Genomic DNA, 12,762 nt, shown 5'->3' on the forward strand with positions numbered 1-12,762 from the left:
GCTAAGATTAAAATGATAGAGCGGATGCATCAATTCAAAAGCAGCCTCCTTCTGTATGAATGAGGCTGCTTTATGCATTTCCGACAACATCCGAGTCGCTGACATCGGGGTCTATATAATTTGTAGCATTTAAACCATTGTTCACGATTAGGAAATCTCCTGTATTTCCGGCACCTGAACCAAGTGCGGATTTTGAAGTGCTTTTTGGAGAAAGGTAAAAGGAATCACCGAAATTTACTACTCCCCCTGATATAGAGTTGATCTTGATAGGTCCGACAATTGCTGGCATGATTGATCGACACCCTTTTTAGAAGTCTCGAGACAGTATATGCGGGCCTTTTCGCTATTGTGAATTCCTAGGGGGGAGGTTTCGAATATGCTTGATCCTTGTGTCGGTATCTATGCTGCGGGTTGATCCTATATGGGCAGTTGATGAAGAAGAAACACTTTGAATCTTGATGGCTCTCACGCGAATGACCGGGTTTTCATGGAAAAACGCGGAACATACGCCTGTTTCCGGAAGCGGTTGGGGGACAGGCTGTTGGAAAAGCTGATAATCTTCCTGTTTAAAAGAGCCTTCATTCCCCAGATAATCAGCAAGATAGCGTTGGATGGCGAGAACCTTTTCCCTGAAAAACAGTTCTTCTGAATCACCGATTTGAAGCGTGCTGCCGGCCCCGACAAACTGCAATTTTAAGAATTTCACTTTGGAAGTTCTATTCAGCATTATTCAGGCGCCAGCGGGGTGATTGCCCCGATGATAAGAGATTCCGGCGGCGTATCAAAAATCGATGAGAGCGAAATGGATTCTGTATCTCCGATTAAAAAAACGGAGGAGCTTGAAACCCCGGTGATTTTAATGTTGCCTACGTCCAAACAGCGGTTTACAACAGTAAAATTCATTCGTTTTCATTTCCTTTCATTTCATCAGGTATCGCTTTTAGAAAATGTTCAATCGCCCGGATGATATCGCGCTTCACATGTTCGGCCAGCTTTTCCGCCTGCTCCCTCGGTGAAGCGGATTCTTCGGTTTTTACATGCTTGGCATAATAGCGGATGCGGCTGTCTACCTGTTTTCGGATGTCTTCAATGATATGGTGCCGGTTTGTATCATCCAGCTTGCTGTCATACCGGTTTTCCAGCTGTTCCAGGTGATGGGGGATTTCTTCGTTTAAATAAGCGTCAACAAGCTGTCTTGCATGCTGGATCAGCTGACCGTTCATTTCCTGTTGGAGCATCCCGATTTCCGGCGGATGCTGGCCGATTTCGAAGTTTTCGACATGTTCCTGATCCGCCGGATTGAGCCCGATGTTGAGGGTTCCTTCCAGGCGTTCGATTTTTAGTTGGTCAAATTTGTATTCAACCCGGTCAATTCTTGTTCCCGGATTTTCCTTCAGGCTGTTCAGCTCTGCCTGAATTACGGAGATCTGTCTTTCAAGCTGTTGAATTTGTGCGGCCTGCTGCTGCAAGTAGCTGTAAATGTTTTGTGAATATGGCGGGTGCTGCTGGTTCATGAGCTTTCACCTCCGCGTACTCCTGTTGCCGAAGGAGACTGAAGGGGGACAAAGAATGGGGTAGGAACCTCTCCTGTTACGGGCGGAGCCGCTTCAGTATAGCTTCCGGTATTATACAAATTGGAAAGCGTTTTAATTGAACCGGCGCTCCCGATCTGCAAGACGGAAGAGTTGCTGATTCCTTCTACTCTTAAGTAATTGATTTGTATCGTTTGATTAATATAGAAGTTCATGACCTCACTCCTTACAGATTTCCTGCGACCGGCTGATCGATCAGATCGTTGTCAAAAGTGCGGGTGATGCTGTTTTGGTTGTATATGACGGTTCCGTCTCCGGTAATAAAGCTTCCGGCGCCGGCAAATGTTTTCAGTTCTGAATAAGGAGAGATCGTGATGCAGTCCCCGATATGAACAACCCCGCTTGAACCTACGGCATTTACTTTAAAAGCTCCGACAATCGCTGGCATTAAGGCACACCCTTTTCCATTGATTCAAACATCTCTAATGGGCTATACACCATATCTTATGAGGATTGGGCGCTTCCTGTGATTAAATAAAAAAGCGGGACGATGAAACTTCTATCGTGTGAAAGCGTAAAAAGACTGTATATGTTTGTTACGAGGAGCGGAAGTTTATATGTATGTCGAGTTTCAATATCATTTCATTTTGCTGGCTTTGCTTTTTATGGTGACTGCCTATGCTGTCGGGGTAAAAAAACAAGTTTGGATGTTGAGAGGTTTTCAGCAGTCAAGAATCAGAGATAAAGATAAGCTGGCTGTAACGGCTGGATATTTCTTTCTGAACAGCGGTTTTTTCTTATTGTTGAACGGTCTAGTCCACATCCCGTATCAGGAGTCGTTTACACCTTCGGCAATTATTGCATACGGCGTTTGCACGATCATCTACGTTCAAAAAACATTGGTTGATTGATCGTGAACGAAAATTGTGAATCAGAAAAAACCGGTGCTAATACGACAGACTCTACCGGTGAAATGGGCGCCATCTGACTGCTCGGGCAGGCGCTTTTAGGAAGAGCGGCGGCCGCTCGTTTTAAAGACATCTTCAAGCTGCAAGCCGCTCTCATGCTTTTGCATTTTTTGATTCAGCAAGTTGTCCAATTCCTGGCTGCAGCGAATGGCTTCTTTGGAATTGATCCCGAATTTTTCGGCGGTTTCAATCAAGTCCAATCGTTTTGCTTCAATTTTTTTGTTCATCATGGCAGTCTCCAACTTTCACTTGTATTTTGAGCCGGTGGATCAGCTTTTTCACAATTTAAAAAAGTTGATACTGATAGTATACTCCATTTTGGGTTGAAAGGATTTTTTTCGTCAATATGACAAAAAATGCGACATTTTTTTCTGCGCTGAAGCAAGAGTCATAAACTAGACCGTCTCTTTAAAGCCTGGAAAGTGATAAAAACAGATAACGTTTTCTTTTTTCGATATAATGGAAAATCTGTTTTTGTTCATCTTCCAGCTGAGCGGAGGTAATGTTTGTATAAGGGTCCTGTTCAAGGTAAGGGGCTAGGACGGCATGCCATTTTGTCAGACAGGGCGAAAGCCGGCTGATCGTAAATTCATGCTGCAGGACATGTTTCATCAAAGCGAAATATTGTGATTTAAAGGATGGAATGTCCAGGAGCCTTGCTGATAATGTATTATAGCCGGTCACCGGAATGCGGTCGTGCTTCATATCTTCACCGTTGATATTCCGTCCCCATGTCGCATCACAATCCCAAGGGATGATTTGGAATATCCCCGTCTTTTCATTGAAGTAAAGAGCATAATTATGAACAAATCCGTCGAAGTTTTGCGTGCACACGACTCCGATCAGCCACAACAAATATTGTTTGACATCAAGGTAGCGCTTGATCTCCTTTGCGAATGTCTCGTCTTTTGCGGTGTTAATAAAGTAGATCAATTCTTGTAAAACATTGTCGTGCCTGCTCGATCCGCATTTTCTTTCATAGCCCTGAAGCAGGTTTTTCTTCGCCTGTTTGTCAAAAGAGCTTAGCAAAGAAAAATTGGCATCGTCATCAACGGCATAATAAATTGCACCGTCTTCTAAATTTCTCTTCTTTAAGAATGTATCATCAACCGACTCTATTTTTAAATAGACGCCTTCTTGTTTTCCGTTGATAGAAAGAAACACATGGGAAGCTGATGGGGCGAGCACCCCGATTTTGTCAAAGAAATGAAAAGAAAGTCGATTGCGAATGTAGGAAGGATCGTTGAACTCAGCGTTTAAGTGAAATTCGGACTCTTTTCTTTTTGTTTGTTTGCGATATTGAATATAATAGGATTTCTTTTGCAATTCGCGGGTGTGCGCCCCTCTGTAGGAAACGAAGACCGGAATGCGTACCGTACCGGTTTGGAGCGCACCGGGAACAGCTTCGTCGCTCCAAATGTCTTTTTTTATTTTGTTCAATTCGTTTGGGTGAATGTACAGCCTGAAGGCCGGCAAGACAGTACCATTCATGATCATTTCCTCCTTTTTCAGATGGGATATTATATGTGGAAAAAGCCTGTCCCGGGAGCGGGCGGCCTAAGTTTGAACAAAACAGTCATTTGCCTCAGTACACCTGTCTCTGCCCTTGAGTATGATAAAACAGGACATAAAAAGATAGGATAGGAGGTATAAAGATGAGTGGTGTCCATGATCATGATATTCAAAAAGCAGTAGACCAGCTGAAGAGCGAGGGAAGAGATCAATATTTGGACCGTGAGCCTGAATCCTCAGGAAGCGGAAAAAATAAGAAAGATTCTAACATTTGGGATCTGTGGTGGGGGATAAAACCGCATCATGACAAAAGCAAAAAACATGATAAAAGCGAAAAACCGCATCATGACAAAAGCAAAAAACATGATAAAAGCGAAAAACCGCATCATGACAATAGCAAAAAGCATGATAAAAGCGAAAAGCCGGATGACTGTAAAAAACATGATAAAAGCAAAAAGCCGCATCATGACAAAAGCAAAAAGCCGGATGACTGCAAAAAGCATGATAAAAGCAAAAAACCGGATAAAAAGCCGAAATGTCGCCACAAACGGTGGGAATATCACCACTACGATAAGAAAAAACATCATAAGAGTTCGAAAAGCGGCTATGAAAAATACACCGAATGGTATGAGGGGAATGTAACGGAAGTCAAATATCGCAAAGTGTAATCAAAGCGGCTTACTGCAATGTGAGCCGCTATTCTTTTTTAGGAATGAGAGGCCGGGACTTTTGAATGGGTTTTTAGAGGGCAGAAAGGATTTTTTCATTTTTTAGAGAATATTTAGAAAAGAAGTGAAGATGAAATCATAACGTGCGGGGGAATATGAATGAAGTTTGCGACAGCAGGGCTGCACAGCCGAATATTTGTGGGACTTGTGATGGGCGATAAAATCATGGATTTGCAGAAAGCCGAAAAAAAGCTGTTTGAGCTTGAGACCATACCTGAAACACTCATTGAATGTGTAAGTGAGGGGGACAAGTTTGTCCGCCATGTTGAGCAGCTTGTTGAATGGTCAAAGAAGAAGCATACTGAAGAAAGCGGTTCTTATATTTATCCGCTCTCAGATGTCAAACTGCTTGCGCCCATTCCCAAGCCGCGGAAAAACGTCTTTTGCATCGGGAAAAATTATCGGGACCATGCGATTGAAATGGGAAGCGAAGCGGATATTCCCGAGCATATCATGGTCTTTACAAAAGCGCCGACATCAGTGATCGGACACATGGAAGACATTGATGCACACAAAGGCGTGACAGATGCGCTTGATTATGAAGGAGAGCTGGCGGTGGTCATCGGCAAAACGGGCAGACGCATTCCGAAAGAAGAAGCGCTCGACTATGTGTTCGGCTACACGATCGTCAACGATGTGACAGCGCGTGATCTGCAAAAGCGCCATAAGCAGTTTTTTATTGGAAAAAGCCTTGATGCCACCTGTCCGATGGGGCCGTATCTCGTACATAAGTCAATGATTGAGGATCCTCAACAGCTGAAAGTGGAAACGCGCGTCAATGGGGCGCTCCGCCAGTCCGGCTGCACGAAAGATATGATATTTCCGATTGCTGAAATCATTGAGACGCTGTCCAAAGGAATGACGCTTGAAGCCGGGGATATCATTGCGACGGGGACGCCGTCCGGGGTCGGCAATGGATTTCATCCGCCGCGGTTTCTTCATGAAGGGGATCAGGTTGATATTACGATCGAGCCGATCGGGACGCTTTCAAATAAAGTGTTGTCATCTGATGGATGATTTTGTATACTGGAGATATCAAATTTACGGAAATGAGGGATGTGCGATGAGAAAAGCGATTGTGATGTTTGCCAGTCCACTTTTCATAGCGCAGCCCATGTCAATTCATTAACCGATTCTCTTTTGTTGATCTGGTGATATTCTATTCCATGGGCTGCCGGTGCGGCTCATGGATTTTTTGCTTTGCTTGATAGAGCGCAAAAAAAGAGCCTTGTCTTAGGCTCTTTTTTCTTTTGATACATCATCAGACAATGGGAGGAAACGAAATTGAATCTAACAAGATTAGGTGTGAAATATATTAGCGATGCTTTAAAGGATATGAAAGAAAACGGACTTGTGCTTGGGAGAGTCGCTCTTGTGCATAAGCGGATGTACCGGGTGTTTACCGGGCATGGAGAATGGCTTGCCGAAATGTCCGGCAGGCTGAGATTTGAAGCGGAAAGCAGCGGAGATTACCCTGCTGTGGGGGATTGGGTGTATATGCGTCCGCGGGAAGGCGAACAAAAAGGAACGATCGTGGATATTGTTCCACGCTTCAGCCAATTCTCGCGGAAGGCAGCGGGTGATCCAACGGTGGAACAAATCACGGCGGCTAACGTAAACACGGTGTTTCTCGTCAGTGCACTCAACCAGGATTTCAATATGAGAAGAATGGAACGCTATTTATTGCTGGCTTGGGAAAGCGGCGCCAATCCGGTCATCGTGCTGAGCAAAGCGGACATCGAGGGCCGGATTGAGGAAAGGGTCAGACAGGCTGAATCTGTCGCGCTTGGTGTGCCCATCCATGTCATCAGTACACATGAGGGCATGGGTATGAATGAGCTGAGGCGGTATATCAGAGAAGGAGAGACGGTGGCGCTGTTAGGCTCTTCAGGGGTCGGAAAATCGACCATCATTAATTTCTTTTTGAAAGAGGACCGCCAGGCCGTTCAAGCGGTCCGTGAAGGCGATGACAAAGGGCGGCATACGACCACGCACAGGGAGCTGTTTATGCTTCCCGATGGAGGAAATGTAATCGACACGCCGGGCATGAGGGCGCTTGAGCTTTGGGAATCTGAAGAAGGCTTCCGCGAAAGCTTTGCCGATATTGAACAGCTGGCGAAAAGCTGCAAATTTTCGGATTGCCGCCATGATCAAGAACCCGGCTGCGCCGTTCAAACAGCCATTCTGGAAGGGAGCTTGGACCGCCATCGCTTACAGAGCTACGTGAAGCTGAAAAAAGAGCTCGAATACCTTGCGAGAAAAAAAGATAAACGGGCGATGAAACAAGAAAAAACCGCTGGAAGCAGATTTCGAAAAGCATGAAAAACCATAAAAAAAGATAGCTGAGAAAGAGGCGCTGATGGTGAATGCAGCGCCTCCCGCATCCTTATGACAGCGTTCACATTTTTTGTTTAATGGACGGGTTCATGATAATATAAGAGCGATACCTGATCCGATAGGGGGAAATTTGATATGACGCATATGCATATCACGACATGGGTCATCGCGCTCATTTTAGTGATCGTTGCTTACGGACTTTATTCTGCAGGAAACAGCAAAGGTGCAAAAATCACGCACATGATTCTCCGCTTATTCTATATCTTAATCATCATAACCGGAGCACAGCTCTTGTTTATGTTCACGGCATGGAATGGGGAATACATAGCAAAGGCCATACTCGGCCTCGTGACAGTCGGTTTGATGGAGATGCTGTTGATCCGCAAGAAAAAAGATAAAGGCATGACCGGGATTTGGATCGGCTTCATTGTCGTCCTGTTGTTGACGATCGCGCTCGGACTTCGTCTTCCTTTAGGCTTTAAGATCTTTTGATCATAGGCACCAGTTCTGTTTGTTGGAACTGGTGTTTTTTTATGTAGGAGGCTTGTATGCGGAAATCGTCACGATTCGCGTCCCGTCAGATGCCGTCCATTCAAACCTGTCTTTTCTCTCCCCGTTCCGTTCGTAATGATGCTGAAGTGCGCATTGCTTCACATCGGTTGAAAATTGGTAAAACGATACGCCTTTTGCACACTCCGCATCTGTCAAAAAGCTCAATCCGTTATATGCGTAGACACAGTCAAACACAGAAAATCCGAGGCTGTTCAGCTGATCCAAAAAAGCGTAAAACTGCCCATCGTCCAAATCATTCAAAAAATCCAAAAAAGCCTGTTTGACGGTTTTCAGGTAGCGGAGCGCCTCCCCGCCCGTTAATGCAATGTTTCCGTGTTTTTCTGTAACGGCGAATTGATCGAAAAGCTCTGCTTTCACCCAGTCGCCGTCAAGTTTGACAAAGACGGCAGGGCTTTTCAGACTTTCAAACAAAAATAAATCCCCCTCCTCATTTTCGATCAGGCAGATGCCATCCTCCATGATAACGGTGCCGTAAATCCATTTGCGACTTTCTTCATAAATCCGCATCTCTCGTCCAGTGTCCATGTCTGTCTCCTTTCCTTCTTCTTTTTTTCCAAAACAGGCTTGTCTCATACAAGTCTCTGATGGACAATTCAACTATTATTGTAAGATGCATAAAATAAGTAAAGTGACAAAGGAAGTGAAGCCTAAAAAGAGAAAGAACATTAGAATTGGAGCTGATCGACAATGTGTGGAATTACGGGGTGGGTGGATTTTAAAAAACCGCTTGTCCGAGAGCAGCCTATCATGGAGAAAATGACTGAAACGCTGTCAAAAAGAGGGCCTGATGATACAAACATTTGGGGAAAGCATCACGTTTTATTCGGACATAAGCGTTTGGCCGTTGTGGATCTGGAAGGCGGCAAACAGCCGATGACCCGCACACATCAAGGCAATCTCTACACGATTTGCTATAACGGAGAGCTTTACAATACAGAGGATTTGCGAAAAGAGCTTCAAGCGCTGGGACACCAATTTAACAGCCATTCCGATACAGAGGTTTTGCTTCATTCCTACATGGAATGGAAAGAAGAGTGCGTGCACAGACTGAATGGAATTTTCGCCTTTGCGGTGTGGGACGAAAAAAGGGATCTTCTGTTTGCGGCGCGGGACCGTCTCGGAGTCAAACCGCTGTTTTATTTTGAGCAGGGCACGTCATTTCTGTTCGGTTCTGAAATCAAGGCGATTCTTGCTCATCCTGAGGTAAAAGCGAAGGTTGACCGTCAAGGCCTTGCCGAAATTTTTGGACTCGGCCCGTCAAGAACGCCGGGGAGCGGGGTCTTCAAAGGAATGAAAGAAATCCGTCCCGGGCACGCCATGCTGTTTTCAAAAGACGGTTTGACGACCTGGCGCTATTGGAACGTCAAAAGCGAAAAGCATACAGACAGCTTTGCCGACACTGTACTGAATGTACGGTCGCTTTTCGAAGATGCGGTGACAAGACAGCTTGTCTCAGACGTGCCTGTGTGTACGTTTTTATCGGGAGGAGTAGATTCAAGCGCCATTACAGCAACAGCAGCGAAGCATTTTGAAAAAGAAGGAGAGGCGCCGCTCCATACGTTTTCGGTCGATTATGAGGACAATGAGCAATATTTTACATCAAGTTTATTTCAGCCGAATGCCGATGGACCGTGGATTCGAAAAATGTCTGATGCTTTCGGAACCGTTCATCATAACTGTGTCATCTCCCAGGAGGACCTGGCCGGCTATTTAGAGGAAGCAGTGGTTGTCAGGGATTTGCCCGGGATGGCTGATGTTGATTCATCATTGCTTTGGTTTTGCAGAGAAATCAAAAAGGATTTTGTCGTGAGTCTGTCTGGGGAATGTGCAGATGAAATTTTCGGCGGATACCCTTGGTTCCATTCGGCTGAAGATGTGAAAGATTTCCCATGGATGAGATCGATGGAAGAACGGATCGGGCTTTTGCGGAGCGACTGGCAGAAAAAGATCGGACTCAAGGAGTATGTGACGGCCAGATATGAGGAAACAGTGAAGGAAACGCCTCATGCAGACGGGGAAACGGGCGAGGAAAAGCGAAGAAGAGAACTCTTTTACTTAAATATGCTTTGGTTTATGACGACTCTGCTTGACCGGAAAGACAGAATGAGCATGGGCGCGAGCCTGGAAGTCCGGGTGCCGTTCGCCGATCACAGGCTTGTTGAATATGTTTGGAACATTCCGTGGGAATTCAAAATGCACGGAAACCGGGAAAAAGGGGTCTTCCGCAAAGCGATGGAAGGAATTTTGCCTGATGATATTTTATATCGCAAGAAAAGCCCGTATCCAAAAACACACCACCCGGCTTACACAAAAGCGGTTAAACGCTGGCTGGCATCACTGCTCAAGAACAAAGATTCGGCTCTCCACACCTTTTTAGACAACAAAAAGCTGAATCAGCTGATCGAGACGGAGGGCGCGTCTTTCAAGGTGCCATGGTACGGCCAATTGATGAAGGGCCCGCAGCTCATCGCGCATCTTGCCCAAATCCATACCTGGTTTGAGACATACAGGATCGATATTGATGAATAAAACACCCGGCGGCCGCCGGGTGCTTTTTTATTGGATTTGTTCGGTTTTAAGTGGTGTAACTGTGATACAAGGCCCGTTTCAAAATCGGAGGTTCTGCCATGCAGCTTTCTTGATGTTCGGAAGCCGAGGAGCCGTGTTCAGCGTAGTCAAGGACCGGAGCCGATGCCTTCATCACCGCCCATCATCTGGGAACTCTCATTCTTATGTTTCAGCAGATATGCGCTTTCTAACGAAAAACCGGCATTCGATTGAAAGCCGGTTAAGCCGCAAACCCTTTTTGCAGCCACATCTTTGATCTCCATCTTCTGTACATCAAAATCCCTCTAACCCATTCATCGGCAATAAACGAAAACCAAATTCCCGCAAGCCCGAGTTCGAGCTGAATGCCAAAAATATAAGCGATTGGCAGGCCGATCCCCCACATAGAGATGATCGCCATATAGACGGGATATTTTGCGTCCCCGACGGCCCTGAGAGAGTTGATGATGACCACATTGAATGAACGGCCGGGCTCAAGGATGATCGTCATGACGATTAACATGCTGGCTGTCGCGATAATATCTGGGTTTTGACTGAAGATGCCGATCAGCGGTTTTGAAAACAGGGCGAAGAGAACGGAGGTGAAGGTCGTAATCGCCAACGCCCACCAGAGACTTTTCAGGCATCTGCTGTAAGCTTCATCAAATTGTTTGGCGCCGATATGGCGTCCGATTAAAATTTGGGTTCCCTGACTGATCGCCGTGCCAAAAAGCATGATAAACATCATCAGATTTTGCGCATATACTTTTGTCGTCAGCGCCTGTGCGCCCATCAGCGTGATAAAATAGGTGATGATCATCTGTGACGCATTATAAGAAAGCTGTTCGCCGGCCGAAGGGATGCCGATTTTGAGCAGCTTCTGTAAATGTCCTTTTTGCATGAAAAAAAGCCGTTTTGAGAAGATCGGCATTCCAATGCGCTTTTTGACGAGCAGAGCGATCGCAAACAGGCCGATGATGCGCGCCGTTGAAGTAGATAGCGCCACCCCTGTAACGCCTAATACCGGAAATCCGAACGGCCCGAAAATAACAAGATAGTTGCCTGCGATATTTAAAATATTCATGCCGATCGTGACAGCCATCGTATCCTTCGTATGGCCGTAGCTTTTCAAAATGGCGCTGAATGTCATGATGAGAGCCTGAATGAAGGACAGCCCGCCGACGATTTGCAAAAAGATTTTTGCTTCACCAAGCAGTTCGGCTGACAGGCCCATCATCAATAAAAGCGGTTCTGCAAAAATAAAAATGACTGCGCTGATCAGCAGGCTGATGATAAAATTGGCGCTGATGGAAACATGCCCGACATCCATCGCTGCCGTTTTTTGCCGTGATCCTAAAAATTGTGAAATAACGACCGTAGTGCCTGTTGCGATGAATCCAAACATGACGATGATCAGATTCAGCATTTGGTTGCTGACGCCGACGGCTGCCACGCTGTCGTCGGAATATTGGCTGAGCATCAGGGTATCAGCGTTGCCCATCAGCATATATAATGAAACCTCAATAAAAATCGGCCAGGTCAAAGCGAATAAAGAGAGGTGTTGAACGTTTGTTTTCTTCATGGCGGTGACCCCTTTCTTTTCAAAATCCGATTAATAGTGTAACGCCATTTTTTTATAATAAAAAGAGACGAAACCGATACTTCTTGGAGAAATCCGACTAAATCAAAGGGGGGAGAACATTGGACCATATCATCTTCAAGATCCCGCCGCTGCCTGTTTTAATCACCTGTGGGGAAGGCGTGTTCAAAACAGGAGAAAAACATATAAAACGTGAATATTCCGTTTTTGACCTTTTATATGTTATAAAAGGGGAGCTGTTTTTGACGGAAGGCGGCAAGCCCTATCGCATCAGGGAAGGAGAATATATTATCCTCATACCGGGGCTGGAGCATTACGGCCATCAGGGCTGTCATGAGGATACCCATTATTTCTGGCTTCACTTTCAAGAGAAATCATACGAATTGGCGGATCAGGGAGGTGAGAATTGGACCGGGCTCAAGCTCGAGAAGGGAACGTTTGAGACGCCCCCTTTATACAGCCTGAGGCTTCCGAGGAAGGGAAAAGTCGATCAAAAGACGTTTATTGAAAAGCAGTTTAGAAGTTTGATAGATGATACAGCCGAGAATACGGATTTGCCTTTGAGGAAGCAGCTTTTGTTTGAAGAGCTGCTGATTCACCTGCAGAAAGAGGCGTTCCGCATTCCTTCCGCGAATGAACGGGTGGCGTCAGAAGCGCAGCGCTATATTGACCGCCATTATAAAGAAAAGCTGAGCATGGATCGACTGGCGCAAGCTCTGCATTACAACCAGGACTACATTACCCGCTGCATGCAAAAAGCGGTCGGCCTGACGCCGGGGCAGTATGCCAATAAGGCGCGCATCCTTGAAGCGAAGCGGCTGCTTTCCGTGACAAATGACAAAATGTCATCAATCGCGGAACAAGTCGGCATTGATGATCCGACGTATTTTTCAAAGCTTTTCAAGCAAATGGAAGGAATTTCGCCCATCGAGTACCGAAAGATGATGAAGAGAAATATAGAATGA

General features: G+C 45.7%; 17 protein-coding genes and 1 pseudogene. 7 read left to right on the forward strand and 11 right to left on the reverse strand.

Going from position 1 to position 12,762, the window contains the following annotated elements; genetic code table 11:
- Nucleotides 1-70 precede the first annotated feature (70 nt).
- Genes R5H20_RS06395 through R5H20_RS06420 form a run of 6 tightly spaced genes read right to left on the reverse strand, consistent with a single transcriptional unit; the run spans nt 71 to nt 1,980 of the window.
- Entirely contained in the window at nt 71-289 is a 219-nt protein-coding gene (locus R5H20_RS06395; RefSeq protein ID WP_006636763.1) for a spore germination protein, read from the reverse strand.
- Nucleotides 290-343: 54 nt separating this feature from the next.
- A complete protein-coding gene (locus R5H20_RS06400) occupies nt 344-727 on the reverse strand; it encodes a spore germination protein GerPE (RefSeq protein WP_006636764.1) in 384 nt (127 codons plus the stop codon).
- Nucleotides 727-903 (reverse strand): hypothetical protein, encoded by a 177-nt coding sequence (locus R5H20_RS06405; protein WP_006636765.1) that lies wholly within the window; start codon nt 901-903, stop codon nt 727-729. The genes R5H20_RS06400 and R5H20_RS06405 overlap by 1 nt, the downstream gene beginning before the upstream one ends.
- Complete coding sequence (locus R5H20_RS06410; protein ID WP_006636766.1) at nt 900-1,514, reverse strand: spore germination protein GerPC; 615 nt, start codon at nt 1,512-1,514, stop codon at nt 900-902. The genes R5H20_RS06405 and R5H20_RS06410 overlap by 4 nt, the downstream gene beginning before the upstream one ends.
- The gene (locus R5H20_RS06415; RefSeq protein ID WP_006636767.1) at nt 1,511-1,747 is read right to left on the reverse strand and encodes a spore germination protein GerPB; all 237 of its coding nucleotides are present in this window, start codon (nt 1,745-1,747) and stop codon (nt 1,511-1,513) included. The genes R5H20_RS06410 and R5H20_RS06415 overlap by 4 nt, the downstream gene beginning before the upstream one ends.
- Nucleotides 1,748-1,758: 11 nt before the next feature.
- Entirely contained in the window at nt 1,759-1,980 is a 222-nt protein-coding gene (locus tag R5H20_RS06420) for a spore germination protein (RefSeq protein ID WP_006636768.1), read from the reverse strand.
- Nucleotides 1,981-2,149: 169 nt separating this feature from the next.
- On the opposite strand from R5H20_RS06420, the gene R5H20_RS06425 reads away from it, so the two are divergent.
- Complete coding sequence (locus R5H20_RS06425) at nt 2,150-2,443, forward strand: DUF3784 domain-containing protein (RefSeq protein ID WP_006636769.1); 294 nt, start codon at nt 2,150-2,152, stop codon at nt 2,441-2,443.
- Between the two features lie 95 nt (nt 2,444-2,538).
- On the opposite strand, the gene R5H20_RS06430 is transcribed toward R5H20_RS06425, so the two are convergent.
- Together R5H20_RS06430 and R5H20_RS06435 are read right to left on the reverse strand one after the other, a co-directional pair.
- Nucleotides 2,539-2,727, reverse strand: coding sequence for an aspartyl-phosphate phosphatase Spo0E family protein (locus tag R5H20_RS06430; RefSeq protein ID WP_006636770.1), 189 nt, complete (start codon nt 2,725-2,727; stop codon nt 2,539-2,541).
- 181 nt (nt 2,728-2,908) lie between these two features.
- Complete coding sequence (locus R5H20_RS06435) at nt 2,909-3,991, reverse strand: CotH kinase family protein (RefSeq protein ID WP_006636771.1); 1,083 nt, start codon at nt 3,989-3,991, stop codon at nt 2,909-2,911.
- A 164-nt stretch (nt 3,992-4,155) separates the two neighbouring features.
- On the opposite strand from R5H20_RS06435, the gene cotG reads away from it, so the two are divergent.
- The 4 genes and pseudogenes from cotG (at nt 4,156) to R5H20_RS06455 (ending at nt 7,569) form a co-directional block, all read left to right on the forward strand.
- A complete protein-coding gene (gene cotG, locus R5H20_RS06440) occupies nt 4,156-4,680 on the forward strand; it encodes a CotG/ExsB N-terminal domain-containing protein (RefSeq protein ID WP_006636772.1) in 525 nt (174 codons plus the stop codon).
- Between the two features lie 159 nt (nt 4,681-4,839).
- Entirely contained in the window at nt 4,840-5,757 is a 918-nt protein-coding gene (locus R5H20_RS06445) for a fumarylacetoacetate hydrolase family protein (protein WP_006636773.1), read from the forward strand.
- Between the two features lie 267 nt (nt 5,758-6,024).
- A pseudogene (rsgA, locus tag R5H20_RS06450) lies at nt 6,025-7,082 on the forward strand (ribosome small subunit-dependent GTPase A).
- A 130-nt stretch (nt 7,083-7,212) separates the two neighbouring features.
- Nucleotides 7,213-7,569: a YisL family protein gene (locus tag R5H20_RS06455; RefSeq protein ID WP_006636775.1), complete on the forward strand. Its 357-nt coding sequence runs from the start codon at nt 7,213-7,215 to the stop codon at nt 7,567-7,569.
- A 39-nt stretch (nt 7,570-7,608) separates the two neighbouring features.
- On the opposite strand, the gene R5H20_RS06460 is transcribed toward R5H20_RS06455, so the two are convergent.
- Entirely contained in the window at nt 7,609-8,175 is a 567-nt protein-coding gene (locus R5H20_RS06460; protein ID WP_029418691.1) for a DUF2777 domain-containing protein, read from the reverse strand.
- A 162-nt stretch (nt 8,176-8,337) separates the two neighbouring features.
- Here R5H20_RS06460 and asnB point away from each other — a divergent pair, with 162 nt between their 5' ends.
- Nucleotides 8,338-10,179 (forward strand): asparagine synthase (glutamine-hydrolyzing), encoded by a 1,842-nt coding sequence (gene asnB / locus R5H20_RS06465; protein WP_006636777.1) that lies wholly within the window; start codon nt 8,338-8,340, stop codon nt 10,177-10,179.
- A gap of 146 nt (nt 10,180-10,325) precedes the next feature.
- Here asnB and R5H20_RS06470 read toward each other — a convergent pair whose 3' ends face one another.
- Complete coding sequence (locus tag R5H20_RS06470; protein WP_157678849.1) at nt 10,326-10,466, reverse strand: hypothetical protein; 141 nt, start codon at nt 10,464-10,466, stop codon at nt 10,326-10,328.
- Nucleotides 10,439-11,779, reverse strand: a complete 1,341-nt coding sequence (locus R5H20_RS06475) for an MATE family efflux transporter (RefSeq protein WP_006636778.1) — start codon at nt 11,777-11,779, stop codon at nt 10,439-10,441. The genes R5H20_RS06470 and R5H20_RS06475 overlap by 28 nt, the downstream gene beginning before the upstream one ends.
- 119 nt (nt 11,780-11,898) lie before the next feature.
- Here R5H20_RS06475 and R5H20_RS06480 point away from each other — a divergent pair, with 119 nt between their 5' ends.
- Entirely contained in the window at nt 11,899-12,762 is an 864-nt protein-coding gene (locus R5H20_RS06480; protein WP_006636779.1) for an AraC family transcriptional regulator, read from the forward strand.

Origin of the sequence: Bacillus sp. KICET-3 (assembly GCF_033261025.1) — a bacterium.
Lineage (GTDB): Bacteria > Bacillota > Bacilli > Bacillales > Bacillaceae > Bacillus > Bacillus sonorensis.

What these genes read in the sequence shown, in the direction of transcription:
- R5H20_RS06420 (WP_006636768.1), bottom strand. Translation starts at nt 1,980, where the DNA reads ATGCCAGCGATTGTCGGAGCTTTTAAAGTAAATGCCGTAGGTTCAAGC.
- cotG (WP_006636772.1), top strand. Translation starts at nt 4,156, where the DNA reads ATGAGTGGTGTCCATGATCATGATATTCAAAAAGCAGTAGACCAGCTG.
- asnB (WP_006636777.1), top strand. Translation starts at nt 8,338, where the DNA reads ATGTGTGGAATTACGGGGTGGGTGGATTTTAAAAAACCGCTTGTCCGA.
- R5H20_RS06425 (WP_006636769.1), top strand. Translation starts at nt 2,150, where the DNA reads ATGTATGTCGAGTTTCAATATCATTTCATTTTGCTGGCTTTGCTTTTT.
- R5H20_RS06460 (WP_029418691.1), bottom strand. Translation starts at nt 8,175, where the DNA reads ATGGACACTGGACGAGAGATGCGGATTTATGAAGAAAGTCGCAAATGG.
- R5H20_RS06430 (WP_006636770.1), bottom strand. Translation starts at nt 2,727, where the DNA reads ATGAACAAAAAAATTGAAGCAAAACGATTGGACTTGATTGAAACCGCC.
- R5H20_RS06475 (WP_006636778.1), bottom strand. Translation starts at nt 11,779, where the DNA reads ATGAAGAAAACAAACGTTCAACACCTCTCTTTATTCGCTTTGACCTGG.
- R5H20_RS06445 (WP_006636773.1), top strand. Translation starts at nt 4,840, where the DNA reads ATGAAGTTTGCGACAGCAGGGCTGCACAGCCGAATATTTGTGGGACTT.
- R5H20_RS06395 (WP_006636763.1), bottom strand. Translation starts at nt 289, where the DNA reads ATGCCAGCAATTGTCGGACCTATCAAGATCAACTCTATATCAGGGGGA.
- R5H20_RS06435 (WP_006636771.1), bottom strand. Translation starts at nt 3,991, where the DNA reads ATGAATGGTACTGTCTTGCCGGCCTTCAGGCTGTACATTCACCCAAAC.
- R5H20_RS06415 (WP_006636767.1), bottom strand. Translation starts at nt 1,747, where the DNA reads ATGAACTTCTATATTAATCAAACGATACAAATCAATTACTTAAGAGTA.
- R5H20_RS06410 (WP_006636766.1), bottom strand. Translation starts at nt 1,514, where the DNA reads ATGAACCAGCAGCACCCGCCATATTCACAAAACATTTACAGCTACTTG.
- R5H20_RS06405 (WP_006636765.1), bottom strand. Translation starts at nt 903, where the DNA reads ATGAATTTTACTGTTGTAAACCGCTGTTTGGACGTAGGCAACATTAAA.
- R5H20_RS06455 (WP_006636775.1), top strand. Translation starts at nt 7,213, where the DNA reads ATGACGCATATGCATATCACGACATGGGTCATCGCGCTCATTTTAGTG.
- R5H20_RS06400 (WP_006636764.1), bottom strand. Translation starts at nt 727, where the DNA reads ATGCTGAATAGAACTTCCAAAGTGAAATTCTTAAAATTGCAGTTTGTC.